The 25,933-nt window shown below is 63.1% G+C and carries 24 protein-coding genes and 1 pseudogene; 12 read left to right on the forward strand and 13 right to left on the reverse strand.

Annotated elements, in window-relative coordinates; translation table 11 throughout:
- Window positions 1-99: 99 nt before the first annotated feature.
- Complete coding sequence (locus HMPREF3227_RS02300; RefSeq protein WP_066509864.1) at window positions 100-408, reverse strand: SDR family oxidoreductase; 309 nt, start codon at window positions 406-408, stop codon at window positions 100-102.
- Between the two features lie 74 nt (window positions 409-482).
- Between HMPREF3227_RS02300 and HMPREF3227_RS02305 the strand changes: the two genes are divergently transcribed.
- Both HMPREF3227_RS02305 and HMPREF3227_RS02310 read left to right on the forward strand, forming a co-directional pair.
- Window positions 483-869, forward strand: a complete 387-nt coding sequence (locus HMPREF3227_RS02305) for a hypothetical protein (RefSeq protein ID WP_066489590.1) — start codon at window positions 483-485, stop codon at window positions 867-869.
- Window positions 870-924: 55 nt separating this feature from the next.
- Window positions 925-4,179, forward strand: a complete 3,255-nt coding sequence (locus HMPREF3227_RS02310) for a DEAD/DEAH box helicase (protein ID WP_066509867.1) — start codon at window positions 925-927, stop codon at window positions 4,177-4,179.
- Here HMPREF3227_RS02310 and HMPREF3227_RS02315 read toward each other — a convergent pair.
- Complete coding sequence (locus tag HMPREF3227_RS02315) at window positions 4,176-5,390, reverse strand: ATP-binding protein (RefSeq protein ID WP_066509869.1); 1,215 nt, start codon at window positions 5,388-5,390, stop codon at window positions 4,176-4,178. The two genes, HMPREF3227_RS02310 and HMPREF3227_RS02315, sit on opposite strands and share 4 nt — an antisense overlap.
- 154 nt (window positions 5,391-5,544) lie before the next feature.
- On the opposite strand from HMPREF3227_RS02315, the gene HMPREF3227_RS02320 reads away from it, so the two are divergent.
- Window positions 5,545-6,627 carry an alpha/beta hydrolase gene (locus HMPREF3227_RS02320; protein WP_066489576.1) on the forward strand — a complete coding sequence of 361 codons (1,083 nt, stop codon included), beginning with the start codon at window positions 5,545-5,547 and terminating at the stop codon, window positions 6,625-6,627.
- A gap of 38 nt (window positions 6,628-6,665) precedes the next feature.
- Entirely contained in the window at window positions 6,666-7,124 is a 459-nt protein-coding gene (locus tag HMPREF3227_RS02325) for an S-ribosylhomocysteine lyase (protein ID WP_066489573.1), read from the forward strand.
- Between the two features lie 104 nt (window positions 7,125-7,228).
- Here HMPREF3227_RS02325 and HMPREF3227_RS02330 read toward each other — a convergent pair whose 3' ends face one another.
- Window positions 7,229-8,344 (reverse strand): UDP-N-acetylmuramate dehydrogenase, encoded by a 1,116-nt coding sequence (locus tag HMPREF3227_RS02330; RefSeq protein WP_066509872.1) that lies wholly within the window; start codon window positions 8,342-8,344, stop codon window positions 7,229-7,231.
- A 24-nt stretch (window positions 8,345-8,368) separates the two neighbouring features.
- Here HMPREF3227_RS02330 and HMPREF3227_RS02335 point away from each other — a divergent pair, with 24 nt between their 5' ends.
- Genes HMPREF3227_RS02335 through HMPREF3227_RS02345 form a run of 3 tightly spaced genes read left to right on the forward strand, consistent with a single transcriptional unit; the run spans window position 8,369 to window position 10,542 of the window.
- On the forward strand, window positions 8,369-8,863 hold the full coding sequence (locus HMPREF3227_RS02335) for a DUF2505 domain-containing protein (protein WP_066489565.1): 495 nt from the start codon (window positions 8,369-8,371) through the stop codon (window positions 8,861-8,863).
- 15 nt (window positions 8,864-8,878) lie between these two features.
- Complete coding sequence (locus tag HMPREF3227_RS02340) at window positions 8,879-9,709, forward strand: class I SAM-dependent methyltransferase (RefSeq protein ID WP_066489554.1); 831 nt, start codon at window positions 8,879-8,881, stop codon at window positions 9,707-9,709.
- 20 nt (window positions 9,710-9,729) lie between these two features.
- Window positions 9,730-10,542, forward strand: coding sequence for an LmeA family phospholipid-binding protein (locus tag HMPREF3227_RS02345; RefSeq protein WP_068801376.1), 813 nt, complete (start codon window positions 9,730-9,732; stop codon window positions 10,540-10,542).
- Here the strand turns inward: HMPREF3227_RS02345 and HMPREF3227_RS02350 are convergent.
- The 8 genes from HMPREF3227_RS02350 to HMPREF3227_RS02385 all read right to left on the reverse strand — a co-directional run bounded on the left by HMPREF3227_RS02350 (window position 10,539) and on the right by HMPREF3227_RS02385 (window position 17,322).
- Complete coding sequence (locus HMPREF3227_RS02350; protein ID WP_141628512.1) at window positions 10,539-11,078, reverse strand: deoxyribose-phosphate aldolase; 540 nt, start codon at window positions 11,076-11,078, stop codon at window positions 10,539-10,541. The genes HMPREF3227_RS02345 and HMPREF3227_RS02350 overlap by 4 nt on opposite strands.
- The gene (locus HMPREF3227_RS02355; protein ID WP_068801377.1) at window positions 11,072-11,383 is read right to left on the reverse strand and encodes a DUF2516 family protein; all 312 of its coding nucleotides are present in this window, start codon (window positions 11,381-11,383) and stop codon (window positions 11,072-11,074) included. The genes HMPREF3227_RS02350 and HMPREF3227_RS02355 overlap by 7 nt, the downstream gene beginning before the upstream one ends.
- 25 nt (window positions 11,384-11,408) lie before the next feature.
- Window positions 11,409-11,804: a hypothetical protein gene (locus HMPREF3227_RS02360; protein WP_066489551.1), complete on the reverse strand. Its 396-nt coding sequence runs from the start codon at window positions 11,802-11,804 to the stop codon at window positions 11,409-11,411.
- Window positions 11,805-11,888: 84 nt separating this feature from the next.
- Entirely contained in the window at window positions 11,889-13,196 is a 1,308-nt protein-coding gene (locus HMPREF3227_RS02365) for a DUF445 domain-containing protein (RefSeq protein ID WP_066509879.1), read from the reverse strand.
- Between the two features lie 128 nt (window positions 13,197-13,324).
- Window positions 13,325-13,699: a hypothetical protein gene (locus tag HMPREF3227_RS02370; RefSeq protein ID WP_066489539.1), complete on the reverse strand. Its 375-nt coding sequence runs from the start codon at window positions 13,697-13,699 to the stop codon at window positions 13,325-13,327.
- Between the two features lie 85 nt (window positions 13,700-13,784).
- Window positions 13,785-14,534, reverse strand: a complete 750-nt coding sequence (locus tag HMPREF3227_RS02375) for a succinate dehydrogenase/fumarate reductase iron-sulfur subunit (protein WP_066489533.1) — start codon at window positions 14,532-14,534, stop codon at window positions 13,785-13,787.
- Entirely contained in the window at window positions 14,534-16,549 is a 2,016-nt protein-coding gene (locus tag HMPREF3227_RS02380) for a fumarate reductase/succinate dehydrogenase flavoprotein subunit (RefSeq protein ID WP_066509886.1), read from the reverse strand. The genes HMPREF3227_RS02375 and HMPREF3227_RS02380 overlap by 1 nt, the downstream gene beginning before the upstream one ends.
- Window positions 16,550-16,566: 17 nt before the next feature.
- A complete protein-coding gene (locus HMPREF3227_RS02385) occupies window positions 16,567-17,322 on the reverse strand; it encodes a succinate dehydrogenase cytochrome b subunit (RefSeq protein ID WP_066489516.1) in 756 nt (251 codons plus the stop codon).
- A 369-nt stretch (window positions 17,323-17,691) separates the two neighbouring features.
- Between HMPREF3227_RS02385 and ramB the strand changes: the two are divergent.
- Window positions 17,692-19,097: pseudogene (gene ramB, locus HMPREF3227_RS02390) on the forward strand (acetate metabolism transcriptional regulator RamB).
- Between the two features lie 162 nt (window positions 19,098-19,259).
- On the opposite strand, the gene lpdA reads toward ramB, so the two are convergent.
- Entirely contained in the window at window positions 19,260-20,672 is a 1,413-nt protein-coding gene (gene lpdA / locus HMPREF3227_RS02395; protein ID WP_066489500.1) for a dihydrolipoyl dehydrogenase, read from the reverse strand.
- Window positions 20,673-20,952: 280 nt separating this feature from the next.
- Window positions 20,953-21,111, reverse strand: a complete 159-nt coding sequence (locus tag HMPREF3227_RS13165; RefSeq protein WP_154666887.1) for a hypothetical protein — start codon at window positions 21,109-21,111, stop codon at window positions 20,953-20,955.
- A gap of 332 nt (window positions 21,112-21,443) precedes the next feature.
- On the opposite strand from HMPREF3227_RS13165, the gene HMPREF3227_RS02400 reads away from it, so the two are divergent.
- From HMPREF3227_RS02400 to HMPREF3227_RS02415, 4 genes are all read left to right on the forward strand, one after another.
- On the forward strand, window positions 21,444-23,078 hold the full coding sequence (locus tag HMPREF3227_RS02400; protein WP_066509889.1) for an alpha/beta hydrolase: 1,635 nt from the start codon (window positions 21,444-21,446) through the stop codon (window positions 23,076-23,078).
- Window positions 23,079-23,107: 29 nt separating this feature from the next.
- Complete coding sequence (locus tag HMPREF3227_RS02405) at window positions 23,108-24,196, forward strand: alpha/beta hydrolase (RefSeq protein ID WP_066489491.1); 1,089 nt, start codon at window positions 23,108-23,110, stop codon at window positions 24,194-24,196.
- A 62-nt stretch (window positions 24,197-24,258) separates the two neighbouring features.
- Complete coding sequence (locus HMPREF3227_RS02410; protein ID WP_066509892.1) at window positions 24,259-25,611, forward strand: M1 family metallopeptidase; 1,353 nt, start codon at window positions 24,259-24,261, stop codon at window positions 25,609-25,611.
- A 40-nt stretch (window positions 25,612-25,651) separates the two neighbouring features.
- A complete protein-coding gene (locus tag HMPREF3227_RS02415; RefSeq protein ID WP_066509895.1) occupies window positions 25,652-25,918 on the forward strand; it encodes a hypothetical protein in 267 nt (88 codons plus the stop codon).
- Window positions 25,919-25,933: the final 15 nt, after the last annotated feature.

A 25,933-nucleotide genomic window follows, 5' to 3' on the forward strand; every position in this document is an offset into this window, starting at 1 on the left:
GGTGACCTTTCGGGTGCCAGCCGGTTTCAGAGTCGCACCGTCAGTTTTTCTGACGGTGCGCTCGCGGCGCGTTGACCTGTGGTTTAGTGAGACTGCGGTTTAGTGGAAGACCATGCCGCCGTCGACGATGATGGTCTGGCCGGTGATGTAGTCAGAGTCGGAACCAGCGAGGAAGCCGATGATCTTGGCGACATCCTCGGATTCGGAAAGGCGCCCCAAGGAGATGTCCTTGGTGAACTGCTCCCAGCCCCACTCGGCAGGCTTGCCAGCGTTTTCTGCGAGTTCCTCAGCAAGGCCCTTCATGAGTGGAGTACGCACGATGCCCGGCGCGATTCGGGCGGCGGCACGCGAGGGGGCATCGGCAGCGCTGACGGCGCATGCGGAATGCTCGAATTCGTCGCAGCACACGTAACGTATACGCAGTTGAAGGTCCTCTTTCGAATCCCACAACGCCGCAGCAAGGGTGCCAGTACGATGAGAGAATGTCCGCTCTCACTTGCTCGGCACGGCTCGCCCAGGCCGCCGCTGCCTCATTCCTTGCCCTCGCGGCGCTCGCCCCGACCACGGCGTCCGCTCAAGAAGCTGCACCGCTGCCTGCACTGTCCTCGACAAGCCTCACCGAGGTCATCGACTCCTATGCGGGCGCGTCCATGTTTATCAATATCAATGCCGGCTATCGGGTCATTCATCCCACGAGTCCCGCCGAGGAGCAGCTCATCCGCTGCATGGATTCGGCACCCAGCAGCTCGCGGGACCGCTGGAGCACTGCCGGCATGATGAGCAGTTATGCCGCAGGCTGGTGGTGCATTCTGAGCAACCCGCAGCTCTCTCTGGCGTTAGATAGGCAAATCGCTCGCCCCATGAATTAGCAGCGCTTTCGCCGTCAGCGACCTCGTGTCGGCACCCTCCCGTAGCATGTGCGGTGTGAGGACAGAGACACTCAATAGCTTCGTAGACCCGCGGGTCGTCCAGCGCGGGGTAGCGCTGGCCACGCAGGATGCCGCGCGCATCGAGTCCGTCGAGGCTGCCCGGGGCGAGGGCGCCAAGGTGTCGGGCTACTGCACCGGGTCGCGTGGGGACGAGTACTTCGTCACGGTCGACTACACGCTGGGCACCGACGGGGTGGTCGCGGCATTTAACTCGTGGTGCGCGTGCCCATATGGCGAGCGGTGCAAGCACGCGGTGGCGCTGGCACTCAAGCACCACCGTGACTATCGCGGGATAGACAAGCGCGAGCCGTTGGGCGCGTTCGGCGCGTTTGTTGACCACCTTGTGGAGCACACGGACAGCTTCCGCGAAACACGGGAGGTGCTCAGCGAGGTACTGGGGTGGGGACGGCGCCGCCGGCCTGTACGACGCGAGCCGACGTGGCAGGAATTGTTAGAGGAATACCTGCCTGTGGAATCCGCAGAGTCCTCGGCCGCCACGCCAGTCGCGGTGGTCTTCGAGACCGACTTTGACGTTGTGGGGGATCATGCGGTGCTGCGCAACCTCAGCGTCACCGGCGGCCGACCGCGTAAAAACGGACGCGGGTGGGTGAGCTCTGACATGACGCTGGCCAAGCTGGAGAACGGCACCGGTCATCCGGTGGCAGAACGCGACCGCGACAGGCTCATTGAAATTCTTTCCGAGGCCGGTTCTTACGACGTTCATAGCCAGCCTCAGTCATTGCGTAGTCTCCGCAATCCCGAGTTCTTTGCGCTTCTGGACGAAGCCCAGGGGCACGGCATCGAGCTCGCCACGGCAGACGGAGGGCTCGTCATCCTCCATGAAGATCCGCTCACCCCAACCGTGCACGTCACCGAAAATGATGAGGGGCTGCGCATGCACGCCGCGATCGTAGAGTCCGGCGACCATCCCCCACTCATTCTGGGATATGAGGCGCGCGGTGCGGCATGGTTCGATGATGACGGGTATCTGAACCTGGGACGCTTCCGGCACCGCGCACCAGTGGAATGGCAGCGCCTGCGGGAAGCCCGCCGCCCCATCACGGTGCCGCCGGAGGGCCGCGCCGAATTCGAAGAGAAGTTCCTGCCGCGACTGCGTGCAACCGGGTGGAGCAGTCCGGACGAGTCGTTTGTGCCCACGCCACCGGCACCGCCCGTGGTGCGGGCGTTTGTCACGGCCACGGCCCATCTGTTGCGCGGGGCCGTCGAGTTCTGCTTCGCCTACTCCGATGGGCGCACGTACGCGCTGGGGACGGACGCGGACCCGACGCGCAACGGGGAATCGGAAAGCGAGCTGCTGGCGGGCCTGGAGGGCTTCGACCTCACGGATCGCGAGATGATCGGCGCGGAGCTCATGGAATTCCTGCATGAGACGCTGCCGCAGCTGGAAGCCGCGGGCGTCGACGCGCGGTTATCGCCCGGCGCGCGGGAGCTCCTTGGACTGGAGGCGGCCGAGTCCATCGAGCTCCACGCGGGGCTCGAGGGGCAGGACAAGGACTGGCTCGACTTGTCGATGGAAGTCCGTGTCGACGGCCAGGGCGTGCCGCTCGCGGAGGTCATTCGGGCGCTGCGCTCGCAGGCGCGCATCCTCATCGTAAACGGGCACTACGCGCACCTCGACTCGCCACAATTCGATAAGTTTGCCCAGCTCCTCGAGGAGGCGCAGGGGCTTTCCGATGCCCGCCGCAGCGCCGTCCGCGTGCCGAAGACGCGCGTGGACTGGTGGGACCAGCTAGGCGAGCTCGACGCGCTCCAGGTCGATGAGCGCGCGTGGCTCGACAAGGTCGTGGCAGCGGCGCACACGGAGCTGCCCTCGTTCGACGTGCCGGCTGCGTTGGACGCGACGCTGCGCCCGTACCAGGAAGACGGTTTCCGCTGGCTGGCAAGCCTGCGGCGGCGTGGATTCGGCGGTGTGTTGGCTGACGACATGGGCTTGGGCAAGACCATCCAGATTTTGTCGATGATCCTCGATTCTGGCGCCGGTCCCTGGTTGGTCGTGGCGCCGACGTCTGTGGTTTCCAACTGGAAGGCCGAGGCCGCGAAATTCGCGCCGTCACTGCGGGTGGCGGTGGTGGACGCGACGTCGAAACGACGCCAAGATTCTCTGGAATCTCTGGCGGAGTCGGCGGATGTGCTCGTCACCTCGTATACGCTTCTGCGTCTCGAGGCATCCGAGTACCAGGCGTTGGGCGTGGCGGGCGTGGTGCTCGACGAGGCACAGAACGTGAAGAACCCGACATCCAAGATCTACGCAGCGGTGCGCGACCTGCAGGCGCCGGTGCTCTACGCGGTGACGGGGACCCCGATTGAGAACTCGCTCAAAGACGCATGGAGCCAGTTCTCCCTCGCCGCGCCCGGTTTGTTGGGGAGCTTCCAGCAGTTCCGTGAGCGTTTCGAAAAGCCCATCGCAGGCAACGACACGGAGCTGTCCAAGACGCGCATGGCGGAGCTGCGCCGCCGCGTCGAGCCGTTCCTGCTGCGTCGTCGCAAAGCTGACGTGGCGCTCGACCTGCCGCCCATCCAAGAGCAGGTCGTGCCGGTGGAGCTCGCGCCCGCGCACCGCAAATTGTACGACGTGCACCTGGCCCGCGAGCGCCAGCGCGTGCTTCACCTGCTCACCGAGGATCCCGAGTCCAACCGCGTCGAGGTGCTCGCCGCGCTCACCCGTCTGCGCCAGCTCGCGATTTCTCCGACGCTCGTGGAACCCGAGTCCGCCGCACCCAGCTCCAAGCTCGACGCAATGACCGGGCTTCTGCGCGACATCCTGGCCGAGGACCACCGTGTGCTCATCTTTAGCCAGTTCACGAGCTACCTCGCAGAGATTCGTACTCGGCTAGAAGCCGAGGGTGTCTCCTTCTCCTACCTCGACGGAGGCACGCGCGACCGCGACACCGCCATCCGCGCGTTCACAGAAGGTAACACGCAGGTCTTCCTCATTAGCTTGAAGGCCGGCGGTGTGGGCCTCAACCTCACACAGGCGGACTACGTTATCGTCGCCGACCCGTGGTGGAACCCGGCGGCGGAGGCCCAGGCCATCGACCGCGCCCACCGCATTGGCCAGACGCAGCCCGTCACGGTCTACCGGCTGGTCTCCGCGAACACCATCGAGGACAAGGTCGTCGCCCTCCAGGACACCAAGCGCGCGCTGTCCAGCGCCTTCCTCGAGCCCACCGGTTCCGCGACCGGCGGGGCGGCGCTCGATGCGGCGGCGATTAGGGACCTGCTGGCCTAACGCAACGGGGCGCCGTCCAGGAAATCAGCGGCATGGAGATGTACTACCTCTCCAGTGCTCAGAGGCATTGCATCGAATGTGAGGAGAATGCAATGGCTGCCAGCGGGCAGGCCCCGGAAAGAAGACAGCTCCCGATGCAGCGTCTTATCATCCATGGCCGTGAGCGCGACCTGCACATAATAGCGTTCCTTATCCCGCGTCACCACGAAGTCGATTTCTCCCTGCGGCGCATTTCCTACTGCGACCGAGAATCCCCGGCGAAGCAGCTCGAGATAGACCATATTTTCCAGATCGTGCCCGGTATTCGACGAGTTCGCTCCAAGTAACACGTCACGCAGTCCTGGGTCGACGAAATAATACTTGGCACCGCCTTTGAGATGTGCTTTCCCACGGACATCAAAGCGGTCACAGCGATAGAGCATGTGCGCATCGACCAAAAGACCGAGGTACCGCTCCACCGTTGGTTGCGTCGTTTTTGCACCCGCAGATGTCAGGTAATTGGCAATCTTGTGAGACGACAGCTGCGATCCCACATTATCGAATACGAAGCTCGCAACCCTCATGAAGATGTCAGGATCTTTAATTGCACCTCGCAGTGCAATGTCACGCGCGAAAATAGAGTCAAAAATGGCGTTGTTGATCTCCCGTCGGATTTTCGCAGATCCTGCTTGCGCCGCGGCTGGCAGCGTACCCCGCATCCATTCCGCATAACGAGCCGCAGGCTGAGAAGGAGCTTCCGGAGCGAAAGAGGAGTACTCATGAAGCGAAAGAGGAAACATCTCCAGCTGTATATAGCGCCCAGCTAGGTATGTAAGTCCCTCGCCCACGAACATGGAAGCATTCGAACCTGTCACCGTGATGGTGAGATTCTCGTGAAGCCGCAGCGAGTTAATAACCTGTGGCCAATCGTCGAGCTCCTGAACCTCATCCACATGAAGATGCGTCGCCCCCGTTGCTGCAATTCGTGTCGTCATTTCCTCGTGAAACCGCTGGGCTTCACGAAGCCCCAGAGTGGAAAAATCCTCAAAGTTGACAGACACGACCTTATCGGAACCAACGTGTTGCTTATAAAGCTCCAGTAGAGACGACTTTCCCGAACGTCGCACACCACTTATTACTCTCACCATGCCGTTAGTTGCCGGATCCGCGTCCCAATCCACCAATGTCTGCAGGTAGTCCTTGCGGGTGCGAAGTTCATGTGCGCGAGTCATGACTTAAAGTTTACTTCAGATTTTCACCAATGGCGCCGACAATTTAAAGTTAACTTTGATTTTCCGCCTATTCCGGACGGAATTTAAAGTTAACTTTGGTTCGGCTGCTGTGCTGCCATTAGGAAAGGACCCCGCCACCGGCTACATTCGTGGCATGTCTCTTACTTTCTCCCGCGCGGCCGTAGCCTGCGCTGCTGCGCTCCTTGCTGCGTCGACTGCCGCTCCGGCGCTCGCGCAGTCCTCGAACTTCGCTCCTTCGGAAATCCTGTCTGGACTCGCCCCGGGATTTGAGCCTTCGCACTTCCCGCAGGGCTCTTCTACCGTACTGCCCCAGGTTGGAGGTTCGAATACGCCGACCACGGACGGCTCGGGTGCACGGCTGGTCGATACCCGCCACGTAGAGAAGAACGTCTACGAAATCGACGTCTACTCGCCGTCGATGGACCGCACCATCACCAACTACTACGTGAAGCCGACCACCGATGCCCCGCGTCCCACGGTGTACCTCATGCAGGGCTCCGAGGGCGGCGAGTTTGGCTCCACGTGGTACACGCAAACCAACTACGAAGACTTCTTCGCCGACAAACCGGTCAACGTCGTCTCCGCCGTGGGTGGGCGTGGCTCGCAGTTCGCGGACTGGCGCCGCAACGATTCCGGATTGGGCATGAACAAGTGGATCACGTATTACTCTCAGGAGCTGCCCTACGTCATGGAGCATGAGTTCCACGGCGATGGCCGCTCGGCCATCGCGGGCTTGTCCATGTCCGGTTCGGCTGCGTTGAACATCGCGACGAAGTCCAATGGCAAGTTCGCAGCCGCCGTGGGCTTCTCCCCGTATCCGGCGCCGTCGTCCGTCATCGGCCGCGCGTTTAACACGGTCATGACCGCGCGCTTGGGCGGCGACCTCGTCAACGCCTTCGGCTGGCCGGATGACCCGGCGTGGGATGACAACGATCCGTCCGCACACCCGGAGCGCCTGCGCGGCATCAAGGTGTGGGTGACCACCGGAAACGGCACGCCCATGACAAAGGATCCGTACGACGTCGACGACTTCCAGGAGATGCTCGCGGAGACAGTCTCGCGCCCCATGACCGACCAATTCGTGGCCAAGGCCCGCGCCGCCGGCGTGGACATCACCTACGCACGCGAGAACTACGGCTCGCACTCCTATGAGTTCTTCGAGCACCAACTGCCAAAGGCGTGGTCGCAGGCCATCGCCCCGGCGCTGGGACTTTAAATCGGGATTCGCGGAAGTCGAACGATAGACTCGAGACCATGACAAAGAGCAACGTGGAATCCTTCGAACTCGACCACCGCCTGGTCAAGGCCCCATACGTACGCGTGGCCAAGCGCGAGCGCCTCAGCGACGACGTGGAGATCATCAAGTATGACCTGCGTTTTTGCCAGCCCAACGAGGAGCACCTGGAGATGCCTACGATGCACTCCATTGAGCACATGATGGCCAACTTTATGCGCGACTACACGGATAAGCTCATCGGCTTCGCGCCGATGGGCTGCCAGACCGGCTTCTACGCCATCACCTACAACATGGAGCAGGACGAGCTCCTCATGGCGCTCGAGAACGGCCTAAACGATATTCTCACCGCCACTGAAGTTCCCGCCGCCAACGAGCGCCAGTGTGGCTGGGGTGCCAGCCACTCCCTCGAGGGCGCGCAGGAAGCAGCCCGCGCGTACCTCGCGAAGAAGGACGAGTGGCTCGAGGTCATGGCGTAGCGCCACGACTTCACACCGAGCCGGATTTCAGAACAACGAAGCCTCAGATTTTCGAAAAATCTGAGGCTTCGTTGTCGTGAAATGCCGTTGCGAGCGCTTGAAAACTACTCGTCGATGGACACACCCAACCAAATGGGCTCCGGCACGAGCTCGACACCGAAAGCGGCGAGGACGCCAGCCCGGATTTCGCGGGCCAACGCCACGATATCGGCGGCTTTCGCATCGCCGCGGTTCGTGAGCGCGAGCGTGTGCTTCGTGGACAAAGTCGCGGGACCGGAGCCCGGGTAGCCCTTCGCGAACCCGGCGCGCTCGATGAGCCAGGCTGCAGACAGCTTTACTTCCTCGCCGTCCGAGCCTGCGGGGACGGCGTGGCGGGGCATGCGGTCCGCATCCTCGTCGCCGCGGGCTACGCGCACCTTCGACTGAATCACGTCAGCCGTAGAAGAAGAAACGATCGGGTTGGTAAAGAAGGAGCCAGCGGACCACGTGTCGTGGTCGGCGGGGTCGAGGACCATGCCCTTCGAAGCGCGCAGGCGCAGGACGTCGTCGCGCACGGAAGCAACGGGGCGACGCTCGCCGGGGTTCTGCGTAAGTTGGCCAAAGCGCAGGGGCTTGGACAGGCCGTCGGTGGTGAGCTGCAGCTCGATGGCGAGCACGACGCCGCGGCCGGTGAACTTGAGGTTCGAGTAGCGGTAAGACAAGTCCAAAGACGAGGCAGGAACCCAGGCCGCGGAGCGGGTGGCAGATTCATAGAGGTAAATCTGCGTGAGGACGTCGGAAGTTTCCGCACCATACGCCCCGACATTCTGGACAGGCACGGCGCCCGCGTCGCCGGGGATACCGGAGAGGCACTCGATGCCGCCCAGGCCGCAGTCGACGGTCATCGCGACGACGTCGTCCCAGGTAGCGCCCGCATCCGCACGCACGAGGCCGAAGGCGACATGGACGTCGATGTCCTCGAAGGCAAGGCGCACGACGACGATGTCCTGCGGATCATCGGAGACGAGCAGGTTGGATCCGCCACCCACGACCATGTAGCGCGTGGACGTTGCGTCGAGTTCGCGCAGGGCGGACACGGCGGCTGCGGCGGACTCACAGACCACCGTGACCTGCGGCGCGCCACCCACGCGCAGCGTCGTGAGATCGGCGAATGTCTGAGAATCGTCCAAGGAAACGCCGTCAATTGCGGACAGTCGCTGGGTCAGAAATGAATCAAGCACGCCTACCAAGGTAGTCTGAAAACCATGTCAACCCGTAGCGAAAACACCGTAATCATCAATCAGCCGCTCGAGAAGGTCCACCAGGCCTTCACCACCAAGGCATACTGGGAGCACATCGTGGCTACCCTGTCGCCGGAGCCGGGCCAGGTCCACGAGTTCACCGAGAACCAGGCCGTCCTCTTCGAGGTTCTGCCCACTACCCTCCTGCCGGAGGCCGTGCGCGCCATGGTGTCCCAGGCTCTCAAGGTCAAGCGCACCGTCACCATCGGCGAGGTCGCCGCTGACCAGCTGTCCAACTCCTTCGTCGCTGACGTCAAGGGCACCCCGGTCGACTTCAAGGGCGATATCACGTACAAGGCAGAAGGCGAGGATAAGACTGTCGCCTCTTACGTCTCCGAGGTCTCCGTCAACATCCCGATGATGGGCGCTGCCATCGAGCCCAAGGTCGCCGAGGCTCTGGGCGAGCTCTACCAGAACGAGGCCGACCTCACTTCCCAGTGGATCGAAGCAAACCTCTAAAAATCTGTACCCCGAATGGCCGACCACGCGCATAATCTCCGGGCCACCGCCCGCGCGGGTCGGCCTTTTGGCGTCATTACCCGCGGTACCACCAACCAGAATCGCCTTCGCAAGTGCGACCGCTGGATGGTCGCACACCCACAGATTTCGTCTTTACTCCGGGCACAGCTTGCTGGGCCCGCCGATGCCGCCCCCTTGGCGTTGGATGTCGGCTACGGCGCGTCCCATACAACGACATGTGAATGGGCACGGTGGCTACGCACCGTGCGCCCCGACGTGCGGGTCACAGGCCTAGAGATCTCGCCGGAGCGTGTGTTGCCGCCGCGCGAGGGCGTGACGTTTGAACTCGGCGGATTCGAGCTCGCGGGCTATCGTCCACAGCTGGTGCGAGCGTTTAATGTGCTGCGTCAGTACGACGTGGACCAGGTCCACGAGGCGTGGGAGACCGTAATCGAGCGCCTAGCGCCCGGCGGGTTCTTCGTCGAGGGCACGTGCGACGAGCTGGGGCGGCGGTGCGCGTGGATTCTGTTGAACGCAGAGGGACCACAGACGCTCACGCTCGACTGGGATCCGTTCGAGCTCGAGACGCCGTCTGAGGTCGCGGAGCGCCTGCCCAAGGTACTCATTCACCGCAACGTGCCGGGCGAGCCCATCCACGAGTTCCTCGCGGCAGCGGACCAGGCATGGGCGAATAACGCGGGCTGGGCGCCGCACGGGCCACGGGTGCGGTGGCGGCACACGCATGCGGAGCTCGTGGCCGAAGGCTGGCCGCTTGTGCCGCAGCGCCGCCGTTACTCCGACAATTGGCTCACCATCGACTGGGCAGCAGTTGCGCCACGGGCGTAACACGGGCACCATTGTTAACCATGTCTGCTTCGTCTGGAAAGAAATCCGTGGGTGCACGCGTCTGGCGCGTTGTTCTCATCGTGCTCGTCGCTCTCCTCGTGCTCGCCCTTCTCGTGGAGTTCGGCCTGCGCTGGTTCATGTCTTCACAGATGACGAAGCAGTTCGACGAACAAGGCGCAGAAGGCGCCAACGTAAGTTTTGGCGCGACGCCGCTCCTCTTCGGCCTCGCTCGCGGCGAGATTAGCGAGATGAACATGGACACGCCCTCAACGCTCACGATCGACAAGGAAGCGAAGACCATCGAGGGCCAGCCCGCCACGAAGATCCACATGGAGGGCATGACCATGAGCCAGGATCCGGTCGCGCGGTCGTTGCAGACGACCACGACGCTGCCCACGGACTACCTGCTCGTCACGCTCCAAAATGAAATCGCGAGCCGCTCCGGCCAGGACATGCTCGGCGATATCGTCATGACGAACCTCACCACGAATGACGCGGAAGACGTCGTCGACGTCGAGTTCGCTGGTGGCCTGTTCACGCTCACCCTCAAGCCGGAGGCCCGCCACGGCGCGCTCGCCTTCGAGGCCACCGGCTCCAAGTTGCTCGCGTGGGATCTGCCGGAAGAGGTCACCAACCAGATTTCGGATGCCCTGAGCGAGGGCCTGAAGAACCAGGTTGCGGGCGATACCATGCGCATCGACCGCGTGGACGTTGGCGCCGGCGACATCACGATCGATATCTCGGGCGAGAACGTCAAGCTCAACGAGATGGGCGAGCAATTCGGCGGCGCAGCGCCGACGGAGGCGCCGGCCACCGCGCCTGCGAACACCTAAGGACGAACGAGCGCCGCGGCGCCAGCCCCGAGAGCGGCGACGGCGGCATCGTCGTCAGCGGCCCAGGCGACAACCTCAAGGGCTGCGTCGACTGGGGCGTCCGCGATGACGCGCTCATAGCCCGCGGTCGCGGCGAGCTCGGCGAGTTGAGCTGCGGAAAGCGCTCCCTCTGCGGGGAGCAGGAGACCGAGTTCAGCGGGGCGGGGGCAGGCCTCACGCACCGCGATGAGATCGGCAAGGACAGAATTGGGATCGGCGTTCGTGTCGTCGACGCTCACCCATGCTTCGTGCGCACCTTGTTGGATGGCGAGACGGGCTTCGGAGGCCTTAATGAGGCTGTGGTGGCGGCCGGTGGGATAGCCTGCGACGGCGACTACACGCTCATCACCAGCACGCAGGGCGTGTGCGATATGCGTGGGCGGGACGACGATGCCGCGGTAGCCGGTGGCGTCCCAGGCGAAGCTCGCCTGGGCGTCTGCCGCCCAGCGGTAGGTGCGGGCGGCGAGCCAGGCGGCATCGGAAAGCTCGGCTACCATGCGTTGTTGGCGCCGCCGATGATGTCCTTGAGCTGCGGGCGCACGTCAAACCAGTACAGACCGACGATGACGGCGCCGACCCAGGTGAAGATGGACAGGCCCGGCATGGGGATGAGCAACACGAAGGCGGACACTCCCACGAGCGCGGCCCACACGGCCTTGGGCTGGCGGTCGCCGACCTCAAAGGCGTCTGCGCGCGTCATAAGGATGAGGACAAAGCCGACGAGGCCGGCGATGCCCACGGCGGCGTAGAGGCCGTAATAGAGCAGGTTCATGCCGTTGAGGACGGCCGAAGTAAAGGACATACAGTGCTTCCTTTGCGAGAGGGGTCTAAGCGTACGGGGACTGCCCGGGATCGTCACTAGAGATTACTTCGCCCTCGACCACGCTGTCATCTGCGCTGGGCTTGGGCTGCTGCACCCCCTTGGTGCCGAAGGTAGTGCGCACCTCCGTGGCGGCCTCGGAGAGGGAGTCCTTGGCCTTGGCGACGGACTCGGAGCCCGCGGTGGCCTCGACGCTGCGGCGGAGGACGCCGCCCCACTCCTTGGCTGCGGCCGTGGCCTTGTCCGTCAGCGAGGCATCGGCCGGCGTGGCCTCCTGCGGGTGGGCGGCGCGATCTGCCTTGACGTTCTCGCCGAAGGTCTTCGCGACCTCCGCGACGGAGGCACCGGCGGCCTTGACTGTTTCAGACTGGGACAGTTTCTTGAGGTTGTCCATGACACTCATGGCTGGTCCTTTCTCTGTGGGTATTTAGTACCAAGTGTAGGCGGGACGCGGGCAGACGGGACGATTGAAGCCATCCCAGATGACTTAAGTGAGAAGGAGGAAGAGTTGGTTCGCGCTGTAGATGGCCAAGCCCGCGAAGCCACCCACGAGGGTGCCGTTCAAGCGAATGAACTGGAGGTCCTTGCCCACCATGAGCTCGATATTCTCGCTGGCTTCCGTGGCATCCCAGCTCTTGATGGTCTCGGGGATAATGCTCACAAGGTCCGGCGCGAACTTCTCAGCGAGGTAGCGGGCAGCCTGGTCCACGAGCTCGCCCAGCTCCGCCATCTTTTCGGGGTCCGCGAGCAGGCGCTGGCCATACGCGTCGAGCTCGGTCTCGATCTTCGTGCGCAGCAGCGAGGTTTCGTCCTCGAGCATCTCCACGAGCGTGGCGGAGACGGACGTCCAGATGGCTTCAGGAGCGCGCTGCATGCGATCGGAGGCGAGAACGTCGGCCTTGATGTCCTCGACCTTGGCGATGAGCTGCGGGTCCCACTGGAGATCCTGCGCGAGCTTGGAGAGGTTCCGCCGGATGGCCAGGCGCGCGTCATGGTTGGAATCCGCGACGACCTCGTCCGCGAAGCCGACGAGCTCCGCGTAGACCTTCTCGCCCACGAGGTTGCGAGCAAAGCGCGGGGCCCAGCCCGGCATGCGTTCATCGATAGTCGTGACCACCGTGTCCTCCATGGTGAGGATCTTGGCGTGAGCCCAGGCGATGAGATCATCCTCGAGCGGACGGGCCTTGCCTTCGGCGATGAAGGATTCCAGCACGCGCCCGGCGGGCGGTCCCCACTCCGGTTCCATGGCACGGTCGATGATCTGGGATTGGATGATCGTCGCCGCATCCTGCGGATCGATGTCGCGGATGACGGAGGCCAGACGCGTACCGATGATCTCCGAGGCGTAATGGGCATTGCCCTCCCCTGTGATCCATTCTGCGGCCTTGCGGGGCACGTCCCACTCGTGGATCTTGCCACTCAATGCATCAGGCGTCAGGAAGTTCTCCTCGACAAACTCGCTCAGCGCGTCGCCCACCTTGTCCTTGTTTTCCGGGATGAGCGCCGTATGCGGAATCTTCAGGCCCATGGGATGCCGGAAGAGCGCAGTCACCGCAAACCAATCCGCGAGGCCACCCACCATGCCGGCCTCCGCGAAGGCGCGCAGGTAGCCCACCCAGCCCGGGGCGCCCCCGGCCGCGTTCTGCCACCACGAGCAGCTGAGGAACACCACGGCGGCGAGCACGAGCAGAAGCAGCATGTAACGCTTCCAGCGGCGCAGCTCGGCGCTGCGGGCCTCCTGGTTACTCGGGGAAGGAACGAACGTAGAGGTGGGCTCGGCGGCGCGGTGCGTCATGGTCATCCTTTCGCGCCCTCGCGGGGACACGGGGCAGGGGCCTTGTCAGTGGCGAAAATCTCGAGACTCGGGTGCATAAAACCCCCGCGCCCGGGGTGGGCAGCGGGGGTGAATGCGTGCGTGAGGAATTAGTTCACGCGGCCGGTCTCCTGACGGTACTGGCGGTAGAAGCGGCGACCAAAGTGCACCAGCGCCACAGCGGCGACGGAGACGATGATGGTCGCAGCGATACCGACGTACAGGGTGATCTGAGCCTGGTTGCCCTCGGACGAGGAACCGCCCCAGAACATGCCCGAGGACAGACCCCAGATGACGGTACCGACTGCGGGCAGAATGCCCAGGATAAGGCCCATGCCGATCCACGTAGAAATGCGCAGCAGGGAGGAGTGCGGAGCACCGAAGGAGACGGGATCATAACCCTCGATGTAGCCGTCCTGGATCTTGTAGGAGAAGTCGGGGTAGGTCTCCTCCAGGTAATCAGCTACTGCATGATTGTCGCTCATGGCTGACACTTTCTCTCGTTTCTTTTAACTTCAGTAACAGACTATAGCACCCGCGCGAAAGCTTTTCGCACGGGTACAGCGTCTTTTAGTCGTCCTTGCCACGCAGAGCCGCGCGAGCGCGCTCACGGGTGACGGCGCTCACTGCGGTCAGCGGAACGCCGGCCGGGCAGACATCGGCGCACTCGCCGTAGAGAGAGCAGTGACCGAAGTTGGTCTCCAGGTCATCGACCATGTTGCGGGCGCGACGGCCACGCTCTTCCTTGCCCAGCGGCATGAGGGAGAGGTGAACCAGCTTGGCGCCGGTAAACAGGTGGGCTGCGCCGTTCGGGCAGGCGGCAACGCAGGCGCCACAGCCGATGCAGGCCGCGTGGTCGAGGGCGTACTCAGACGTCTCGTGGTTGATGTGGAGGGTATCCGCATCCGGGGCGGTACCGCCCATGATGGAGACGTAGCCGCCCTGCTCCATGACGTGGTCGAGCGCGGCGCGGTCGACGATCATGTCCTTGATGACCGGGTATGCGGCGGAGCGCATCGGCTCGATCTTCAGGGTGTCGCCGTCCTTGAATTGGAACAGACGCTGCTGGCAGGTCGGAGTGTTCTGGCCCGGGCCGTGGGGGCGGCCGTTGACCTGCAGACCACAGGTACCACAAATACCTTCGCGGCAGTCAGAGGCGAACGCAAACGGCTCCTCGCCGCGCTCGATGTAGCCCTCGTTGACGTGGTCCAGCAGCTCCAGGATGGACATCTGCTCTGCGGCGTCATCGACCTGGACATCCTCAAAGTGTCCTTCTTCAGTCGGTCCGGCCTGACGCCAAATCTTCAGGTTAAGTTTCATTACTTGTAGTTCCTTGTCATCAGCGGAATCGAATCGAAGTACAGCGGCTCAGCGTGGCGAATGAACTCGCCCTCAGCCGCACCGGGCTCCCATGCGGAGACGAAGCACCAGTTCTCGTCGTCACGCTCGGCCTCGCCATCCTCGGTGAGGTGGTCGTCGCGGAAGTGGGCGCCACAGGACTCGTCGCGGTCGAGAGCGTCAACGCACATGAGCTCACCCAGGTCGATGTAGTCGGCCACGCGCAGGCCGTACTCGAGAACCTGGTTCATGTCGTTGGCAGCACCCGTGATGCGGACGTTGGCCCAGAAGTCAGCGCGCAGGGCGCGGATCTTCTCGATGGCAACCTTGAGGTCCTCGATGTTGCGGGACACGCCGCAACCCCAGTAGAGGATCTCACCCAGCTGGCGGTGGTAGTACGCCGGGCCGTGCGGGTTCTCGCCGCGAATGCCCATGAGGCGGTCGATGCGCGCCTGTGCGCGGTTCAGAGCCTCGACAGCCTCAGCGGAATCCTCAGCCAGCTTAGCCTCGCCAAGGTGGTCAGCCAGGTAGTTCGGGATGGTGAACGGCAGGGTGAACCAACCATCGACGGAAGCGGACAGCAGGGAGTTGGCGCCCAGGCGGTTCGCGCCGTGGTAGGTCCAGGAGCACTCACCGGCGGCGAAGAGACCGTCGATGGCGGTCATCTCGTTGAAGTCCGTCCACAGGCCACCCATGGTGAAGTGGCAGGTCGGTGCGATACGCATCGGCGTCTCGTACGCGGACTCACCGATGGCCTCTTCGTACATCTCGATGAGGTTGGAGTAGCGCTCACGGATGACATCCTTGCCCAGACGCTCGATGGCGTCACGGAAGTCGAGGTACACCGAGTTGTGCAGCGGTCCAACACCCAGGCCCTTGTTGATCTGCTGAGAGATGGCACGGGACGCAACGTCACGCGGGACGAGGTTACCGAAGGCCGGGTAGCGACGCTCGAGGAAGTAGTCGCGCTCCTCTTCCGGAATCTCGTTGGCCGGGCGGTCGTCGCCTTCCTTCACCGGCGACCAAATGCGACCGTCGTTACGGAGAGACTCAGACATGAGGATCGTCTTGGACTGCCACTCGGAGTTGACCGGCAGGCCCGTCGGGTGGAACTGGATGAACGCCGGAGATGCGAAGTACGCGCCCTGCTCGTAGGCACGCATGATGGCGCCTGCGTTGGAGTTCTTAGCCAGCGTGGACATGTGGTAGACGTTGCCGTAACCACCAGTGCCCAGGATGACGGAGTGACCGGTGAAGGTCTTGAGCTCACCCGTAATCAGGTTGCGGGTGACAATGCCGCCCACGCGCTTCTTACCACCGTCGTTGTAGGTGATGATGTCCTGCATGTCGTGGTGCGCGAAGAGCTCCACGTTGCCCAGACCGATCTGACGGTAGAGCGCCGAGGTCGTGGACAGCTGCAGCTGCTGACCCGTTTGGCCACGGGTGTAGTAGGTACGAGAGACCTGAACACCACCGAAGGAACGGGTAGCGAGGGTTCCGCCGTACTCACGAGCGAACGGAGCGCCAATAGCGTTCATGTGGTCGATGACGCGCACGGACTCGTAGGCCAGGCGCCAGCAGTCAGACTCGCGGCAACGGTAGTCGCCGCCCTTGACGGTGTCCTTGGTGTGGCGGTACGCGGAGTCATTGTCGACCTTCTTGTGACGCGAGGAGTTCACGCCACCCTGGGCGGCAATGGAGTGCGCACGGCGCGGGGAGTCGTGGTAGGTGAAGACCTTCACGTTGTAGCCCAGCTCGCCGAGGGCAGCGGCGGCAGCACCAGCGGACAGGCCGGTACCGACGACGAGGATCTCAAACTTGCGGCGGTTGAGCGGGGAGACCAGCTGCATGTGGTCCTTCTGGTGGTCCCACATGTCGCGCATCGGCACGCCGTGCGGCTCGTGAGATTCCAGAATGGTGCCTGCGGTCACGCCCGGAACGATGGACTGCGGGTGCGTGAACTTCGGGTGCTCGCGCTTCAATTCAGTAGTAGTCATGGGTTTACAACGCTCCTTTAAGAGACCCAGCCAAAGGCGACGGACAGCGGCATGATGATGTTGCCCAAGCAGACGACCGCCGGGATGATGTAGGCCAGAACCAGGAAGGTCTGGCGCCACTTACGGCCGGTGATACCCAGGTCAGACGCAGCAAGGCGGATGCCGTGGGTCAGGTGCAGGAACAGGCAGCACATCGCGATGACATAGACGATGGTCACGGGCCAGCGGCTAAACGTTGCCAGCATGTTGGCCTTCACGGCGCCGTGCTCGAAGGCCGCGGATGCGACCGGGGCTGCGCCAATGGTCAGGTCCAGCAGGTGGAAGATGACGAAAAGCAGCAGGACAACGCCGGTGACGATCATGGTCTTCGTGGCGAAGGAATCCAGGCCACCCATGAGATTCGTGCGCTTGAACTTGCCGCGCGACTGCTTGGACCGGGCGGTAAGAGCGAATGCGCCATAGACGTGGCCCACCAGGCAGGCGAGCAGCACAATACGGAACATCCACAGGAACGCGCCGTGCGGGAGCAGCGGCTCACCCAGGGAGCGAAGGTACTCGCCGTAGACGTCGAGCGCCGGGGCGCCGTCGTGGTTCGGCAAGTAGAGCTTGAGGTTGCCGGCCATGTGACCGACAACGAAAAGCGCAAAGATGAGGCCAGTGATGGCCATGGTCAGCTTGAGTACCCAGCTCGGAACGCCCGGCTTGGTACGCACAGTTTCATTAGTGATGCGGCCGTGAGCGAGAGCCTCACGGTCAGGATTTCTTACAGTCATGACACCTCCATAGTCGCCCCTTAGATTAACCCGCTTAACTGCTGGTTACTATTCGATTTTGAGTCAAGAATGAGCGATCCCGGCGCATGCCCATTTCCGTATTAAATACATTAGGCATGGATCGCCTAAGTCACAGATGTTAAAACTCGCAACACGCTTGGGGACTTAGATTTACGAAACGGTTGTGTTGCGTATTTACGTGCACTGATGTGACTTTCCTCACCCGATTAGCGAAACGTGAAAGTCTTCCCCCTTTAGGTATCAAACTTTCGCACGATCCAACCCCGAATGCCCGGCTCGCAAACTTGCTTCACAGCAGTTTTGCAAATTTTGCGGATCGTTCACGGGGTTCCAGGTAACCTAGCTCACATGTCCAAGACCTACGTCGGCTCCCGCCTCCGCCAGCTCCGCCGCGAACGCGATCTTTCCCAGGCCTCGCTCGCATCGACGCTCGGCCTGTCCGCCAGCTACGTCAACCAGATCGAGCATGATGTCCGTCCACTCACCGTGCCGGTCCTCATGAAGATCACGGAGGTCTTCGGCGTCGACGCCACGTTCTTCTCCCGCGACGATGATTCCCGTCTCCTCGCCGAAATCCAGGACGTTATCCAGGACCAGGAGATCTCCCCCTCGCCGGTCGAGCTTCAGGAACTGTCGGAACTCGTCTATAACCACCCGTCCGTCGCACGCACGCTCGTCGACGTCCACCGCCGTTACCGCACCATACGCGACAAGCTCACGCTGGTCACGGACACGCGGCGCAGTGGCCCCGGTGCGCAAACGCTGTCCATGCCACATGACGAGGTCCGCGATTTCTTCTATGCCCGGCAGAACTATCTCGACGATCTCGACCACCAGGCCGAGCGTCTCGCCCACGACCTGAACATTGCAGAATTCGGAATCCGCGACACCGAGGCGGCCATTGCCACGCGCCTGCGAAGAAACACAATATTGAGATCCGCACACAGCCCAACCTCGGCGATACGCTCCACCGCTTCAACCCGGAGACCGGCACGCTCGAGCTCGCCGCGCGGCTGAGCACCGGACAGCGCGCTTTCCGCATGGCCGCGGAGCTCAGCTACCTCGAGGCCGGCTCGGATATCTCGCAGCTCGTGTCGCACGAGCCCTTCACATCCGAGGCCTCCGTGAATCTTGCCAAGCGTGGCGTCGCCAGTTACTTCGCGGCCGCCACTCTCCTGCCCTACGGCCTCATGCATTCCCAGGCTGAGACAGCCGGCTACGACATCGAGTACCTCTGCCAAGTCTTCGGCGTGGGCTATGAAACGGTCGCCTCCCGTCTCTCCACGTTGCAGCGTCCCAATAAGCGAGGAATCCCCTTTACCTTCGTTCGCGTCGACCGCGCCGGCAATATGTCCAAGCGCCAGTCCGCAACTGGCGTGCACTTCGCCAACTCGGGCGGCACCTGCCCGCTCTGGTGCGTCTACGAGTCCTTCGCCCAGCCTGAGGTCATCGTCCGCCAGCTCGCTCAGATGCCCGACGGTCGCAACTACCTCTGGGTCGCTCGCGCCGTCCGCCACCACCAGGGCCGCTTCAGCGACACCAATAAGCTCTTCGCCATTGGCCTCGGCTGCGAGTCCCGCCATGCAGATCGCACGGTCTACGCCGCGGGGCTGGAGCTTTCCGATGCCGCCGCAACGCCCATCGGCGCCGGATGTCGCACGTGCCCGCGCACCAATTGCGCCCAGCGCGCCTTCCCCGCCATCAACGAGTCGCTCGACATCGACGCGCACTCCTCCACCATCGCCCCGTACTAGCGCGCTTCCAGGCTCACGCGCCCTCCCACTCCACTCCCCTTGATCGATTCGCCGCACCCCGGACGGCATCCCCCCGCGGCGCCAGTCCCCGCGCAGAGATAAGGCCCTTCCGGGTAGTTCAGATAAACTACCCGGAAGGGCCTTTTGTTCTGCGTGCGCAGTTTAGAGGTTGATCATGTGGCCGCCGATGCCCTCGGCAGCTTCCTTCATAGCCTCAGACAGCGTCGGGTGGGTGTGGACGTTGCGTCCGATTTCCTCAGCCGTGAGGTCGAAGCGCTGTGCCAGGGTGAGCTCCGGAAGCAGCTCGGAGACGTTGGCGCCGACCATGTGTCCACCGATGAGCTCGCCGTACTCGCCATCAGCAATGAGCTTGACGAAGCCTGCGGTCTCGTTGAGACCGGCAGCCTTGCCGTTTGCGGAGAACGGGAAGGTAGCGACCTTGATCTCGCGGTCCGGGAACTTCTCGCGAGCGGCTTCTTCGGTGTAGCCGAAGGAGGCGACCTGCGGGTTGCAGAAGGTCGCGCGCGGCAGGTTCATGTAATCGCCCAGGACCTGGGTCTCCGCGCCAGCGATAACCTCGGCGGCGATGACACCCTGCGCCTCAGCCACGTGTGCCAGCTGCAGCTTGGCCGTGACGTCGCCGATAGCGTAGATGTGCTCGACGTTCGTGCGCATGTAGTCGTCGATCTCAATGGCACCGCGCTCGGTGAGCTTGACGCCAGTGTTCTCCAAGCCAAAGCCCTCAACGCGCGGGGCAAAACCGATGGAGACCATGCAACGCTCAACGGTAAGCGAGTCCGTCTTGGAGCCGTCCTTGGACTCGACCTCGACGGTAACGTCGGAGCCGTTGTCCGTGATGGACGTGGTCTTGTAGCCGGTGAGCAGCTTAACGCCAAGCTTCTTGTACTGCTTGGCGATTTCCTTGGAGACGTCCTTGTCCTCATTCGGCAGGACGCGGTCCATGAATTCGACGATGGTGACGTCCACACCGTAGTTAGCCAGGACGTAGGCGAACTCCATGCCGATCGCGCCGGCACCCACGATAACCATGGACTTCGGAGCCTCTTCCTTGAGGATCTGCTCCTCGAAGGACACGATGTTGCCGCCGATTTCCACGCCCGGCAGGGAGCGGACGACGGAGCCAGTGGCGATAATGCAGTCGTCGAACGTGACGGTCTTGCCCTTGTCGTCACCCTCGGTGATCTCGATGGTGTGTGCGTCCTTGAACGAGCCCAGACCGTTAATCTCCTGGATCTTGTTCTTGCGCATGAGGAAGTGCACGCCCTTGACGATGCCTGCAGAAACCTTGCGGGAGCGCTTGTGCGCCACACCGTAGTCGAAGGACACCTCACCCGAGATACCAAAGTCCTTGGCCTCAAAGTTGAAGGTGTGGGCAACCTCAGCGTTCTTGAGCAGCGCCTTGGACGGGATGCAGCCCACGTTGAGGCAGACTCCGCCCCAGTACTGCTTCTCGATAACGGCAACCTTCTTGCCCAGCTGTGCTGCACGGATGGCGGCAACGTAGCCACCAGGGCCCGCGCCGAGTACTACAACGTCATAATGTTCATTAGTCACGCACTACAGGATACTTACCCTCTCCCCCTTTTGTCTTTTCTTCCCCCAAACGCGCCCCCTCCCGCGCCGCGTCCCCGCGCACAGGCACCACCAAGAGACAACAAACGCGCGTCGCCACCCCTCGAAACGGGGGCACGCGACGCGCGGAAACGGGGATTCAAGCCCCCAGGCGCTGAAACCGAATTAGATGAGGCCGAAGTCGAGCAGCGCCATAGAAAGGTTGGAGGAGCCCATGTGGACGAACGGGCCGAGAGCGTTGTTGATAGCCAGAATGATGCTGTCAAAAGACATGATGAAATTTCCTTTGGAAGGTCAGGTGTTCTTCGCCGACATAGAGCGACGCGGCCTCGCGCAACACGGGGTCTCTATCTTTATTTGTCGCTACCGCCAGCGCGGGCGTTACCTCCTGGCGCGAACGCGCCACGGCGATGTCACCCACAAATGGTCCCTGAAATTATGACACAAACGCCACTTCAGTACCAGGGGTAACGATTTTTACCTGTTAAACTCTTGTCACAATCGCGTGGACTGCGGCACCAACCAGGTCGCCGCCAGCCCACACGTCTCCTCGCCCACCAGATCTCGTCGCTCCACCATCAGGCGCACCACCCCCGTCAAGCCCGGTCGCGCCTGAGATTTCATAAAGGCTTGATAACGATGGACGGATAGACAACGATGTTTCAAGAAGATGCACATGGATCTCTACGTGCCCGTCAAGGTCGCCCACCAGCGCCACACGGACGCGCCAGGACATACACAGGAAGCCACCACATGAAGTTCTTGAGGACTCTCACCACGACCTCCGCCGCGGTCGCGCTCACCCTCGGCCTTGCCGCTGCTCCCCTTGCCCAGGCCGACGACAAGATGGCCCCGAACGAGAAGGCCGCCTCCGCTGCTAGCCGCTGGAACGTCGACAGCTTGGACCAGGTCGACCGCTCTCAGCTCTCCGTCATCAAGCAGTACGACGACGTCCTGCCGTTCATGGCAGAGAAGGGCCTTATCACCAAGGACGGCAACAGCTACGTCCGCGGCGCCGATGGCAAAATCAAGATGACGGTCACCTCGAAGAACGAGAAGTGGCGCTGGCTTTCTGACGTCAACAACTCAAAGGGCAAGGTCAAGTTCATGACGGCCACCTCGCCGTCCATGAACAACCGCGAGGTCCCGCTCGCCGTCATCACGCCGACCGGCAACTTCGATGCAGCACGCCCGACCATCTACCTGCTCAACGGCGCTGGCGGCGCAGAGCAGGGCATGGAATGGCTCTACATGACCAACGGCGAGAAGGGTAAGACCAACCTCATCGACTTCTACACGTCGAAGAACGTCAACGTCGTCGTGGTCGAGGCCGGCGCCTTCTCCTACTACACGGACTGGTACAACTCGCCGCACCCCACGGACACGGTAGAGGACCGCACGTACCTGCCTGGCCCGCAGCGCTGGGAAACCTTCCTCACCAAGGAGCTGCCGGGACCGCTCGAGGGCGAGCTGGCCAAGGATGCTCCGGAGGATCAGTCCACCGCCACTGACGGCGCAACCGTGAACGCCAACATCAACGGCAACGGCCAGCGCGCCATCGCCGGCATGTCCATGTCCGCGACGTCCTCGCTGCTCCTCGCCGAGCACAACCCGGGCTTCTACAACGCCGTCGGTTCCTACTCCGGTTGCGCCGCGACCTCCACGCCGATGACGAACTTCTACGTTGGTCTCACCGTCAACCGCGCCAATAACGCAACGCCGGAGCAGATGTGGGGCCCGCGCGGTGGGGAGTACAACCGCTTCAACGACGCGCTCATCAACTCCAACAACCTGAAGGGCACGCACACCTACGTCTCCGCTTCGACCGGCCTGCCGGGCGAACACGAAAACCTGTCCTCGATCGCGGAGAAAAACGGCGGCGACCTGTCCTCCGCATTCAAGTCCTCGTCCACGCTCGTCGTCGAAGGCGGCGCCATCGAGGCCGCAATGTTCGACTGCACCACCCAGCTCAAGCGCAAGATGGACCGCGAGGGCATCGACGCTGACTGGAACTTCCGTGCAACCGGCACCCACTCCTGGCCGGGTTGGAAGGAAGATATCTGGAAGTCCTGGCCGACCTACGCTGCCGCGTTCGGCCAAGATGCGTCCACCGAGGTGCCGACCGCAACTCCGGAGGCATCGGAAGACCGCTCTGCCGCCCCGCAGGCTGCCAACGCCGAGACCGTCGAAAAGCTCTCGCCGACCGCTGAGGAAGAGAACGAAGCCAACGCTGCCGAGCGCAACACCGGCGCGCTCAACAACGTCACCGACGCTGCCGCGGCCGCCGCAGACGCCCTCACCAACGGCACCGACACCGCAGCCGACGCTCTGACCGACGAGGCCGCTGCCCGCACCGACACCGCTGACGATCTCGCCGCGACCAACTAAACCTCTCACTGCAAGGAATATTGACCCTCATGAAGCGCTTTACGTCCTTCCTCGCGGCAACGTCTGTGGCCGCCACGCTGGTTACCGCCACTCTCGTCCCGGCGAACGCTGCGGTTCTCACGCCGCAGCAGGTCGCCGGTGCCACCCCGGTCTCGCAGGTGGGCGATCTTCAGGTCACCGACGCCGTCGCTGGCCAAGCGTGGTTTAAGAAGTTCGGCAACGACCCGCGCGTGCTCAAGCTGCAGGCCACCTCGCCGGCCATGAACGGCCGCGCCATCCCGCTCGCCGTCATCCCGGCGGGTGAGGCGAACCGCCCGACCATCTACCTGCTCAACGGTGCCGGTGGCGCCGAGCAGAACTCTGACTGGGCCACCCTGTCCCAGGTCGTGGACTTCTACGCCGATAAGAAGGTCAACGTCGTCATCCCGCAGGCTGGCGCGTTCTCCTACTACACGGACTGGGCCCAGGACCCGAACGGCAAGTACTTGAACGGACCGCAGAAGTGGGAGACCTTCCTCACCAAGGAGCTGCCGGGACCGCTCGAGCAGCGCCTGGAGGCCAATAACAAGCGCGCGATTGCCGGCATGTCTATGTCCGCGACCTCCGCGCTGCTGCTCGCCGAGCACAACCAGGGCTTCTACGACGCCGTCGGCTCCTACGCTGGCTGCGCGCAGACCTCCGCGCCCATGCAGTACGAGTTCCTGCGCCTCACCGTCAACCGTGGCGGCGGCCAGCCGGAGCAGATGTGGGGCCCGCGCGGCGGGGACTACAACCGCTACAACGACGCGTTCCTCAACGCTGAGAAGCTGCGCGGTTCGGAGCTCTACATCTCCGCGTCCTCCGGCCTGGCGTCCGAGACTGACCTTCCGGAGTACTACCTCAAGCAGGGCATGAACCCGGCCATCGTCGCTGCCGGTGTCACCCAGCTCGTCGTCGAGGGTGGCGTCATCGAGGCCGCCGTCAACCACTGCACGCACAACCTCAAGGCCAAGCTGGACAAGTCCGGCATCGGCGCGGACTACAACTTCCGCACCACCGGCACGCACTCCTGGCCGGGCTGGCGCCAGGACCTCGAGGCGTCCTGGGGCACCTTCTGGCGCGCGTTCTACGCCAAGTAAATCCGGCGTAGCCTCCACCGACTCACAGTCGGCACTCCGCGGGCGGTAGAGTTTCAAGCATTATGACAACGCTTGACTCTCTCGCCCGCGCGGGCGTTTTTCACAAGGAATCTGCCCGCGATCCGTACACTTCTGTCGAGTACAACCTGGGTTTTACCGTCGAGCATTATCGCCTCGATCTCACCTATAACGTCGAGCCTAATCGTCTCCAGGGCGAGGCCACGTTACACCTGCGCGTCGGCGACGAGCCGCTGGACAAGCTCACCGTAGATCTCGCAGGAGCGATGGTCGCCCGGCGCGTCAGCGCGAAGGGTGCGCACGTCGCGAAGTTCCGCCAGTCGAACGGCAAGCTGCGTGTCTCCTTCGGCGATGAGCTCGCCGCCGGAGCGGAGCTCGATCTTGTGATTCGCTACGGCGGTACCCCGCGCCCGCTGCGCACAGCTTGGGGCGAGATCGGCTGGGAGGAGACGGAGTCCGGCTCCCTCGTGGCGAGTCAGCCGTGCGGCGCGCCCAGCTGGTTCCCGTGCGATGACACGCCCAGCGCGAAAGCGCCCTACGACATCATCATCACGGCGGACTCCCCGTTTACCGTCGTGAGCAATGGCAAGCTCGTCTCCCGCAAGCACTTCGGATCTATGACGCGCTGGCATTATCGGACCGCGCACCCCATGGCGACGTACCTCGCCACGGTCATGGTGGGCGAGTTCACCGAGATGAAGCTTGGGCCGGATACCCGCGCCTGGACCCCGGCGGAGCTCCAGTCTCAGGTCCGCGAGGCCTTCGCGCAGCAGCAGGAGATGCTCGACTTCTTTGCGCAGACTTACGGCGACTATCCCTTCAACGATTACCAGGTCGTCGTCACCGAGGACGAGCTCGAGATCCCGTTGGAGGCCCAGGGCCTGTCCATCTTCGGCGCCAACCACACGAACGGCAGCTACGAGCGGCTCATCGCCCACGAGCTCTCTCACCAATGGTTTGGCAATTCCTTAGGCCTTGCCGCCTGGCGCGATATTTGGCTCAACGAGGGCTTTGCCTGCTACTCCGAGTGGCTCTGGGGCGAGCATTCCGGCGGCCCCACCGCGCATGAGGCCGCACGTTCCCACTACGACGTCCTCGCCCGGAAGAAGGAGGACATTCTCGTTGCCGATCCCGGCACGCGTGCCATGTTCGACGACCGCGTCTATAAGCGCGGGGCGCTCACCCTCCACGCACTGCGCCGCCAGCTTGCCGATGCCCCCTTCTTCCAGGCCGTCCGCGCCTACGTCGCAGCCTCCCAGCATGGCACGGTGACACCGGAGGACTTCATCCGTGAGCTCCACAGCGTCGCCGAGGACGCGGGTGTGGCTCCCGCCGATATCGACGCGACGCTCGCGGCCTGGCTCGATGAGACGGCGCTGCCTCACTTCCCCGCGTAAGGGTCTGAGAGAATTCCCCCGGTTTTATTAGTCTAAACGGGTGAATAACGCTCTGCTCTCTCTTCCCAAAGCTGCCGTCGCCGTCGCTGCCTCGGTCGTGCTTGCCTGCGGCCTCGCACCGGCGGCATCGGCAAGCGGCTCCGGCATGGCCGCCGCGTTCCTCGCCAAGCAGGGATTCAACTCGGTACGCCGAGGCATGAGCTGGGCCGCCATCGAGACGTGTAACTCCTACGGCATCTCCGCCTTCCTCGAATCTCACCGGGACTTCTACACGGAGTCCCGAGGCTGCGAGGGCGCCCCGCGCTAGGCGACGTTCACGAAC

It is taken from the genome of Corynebacterium sp. CMW7794 (assembly GCF_001563605.1).
Taxonomy (GTDB): domain Bacteria; phylum Actinomycetota; class Actinomycetes; order Mycobacteriales; family Mycobacteriaceae; genus Corynebacterium; species Corynebacterium phoceense.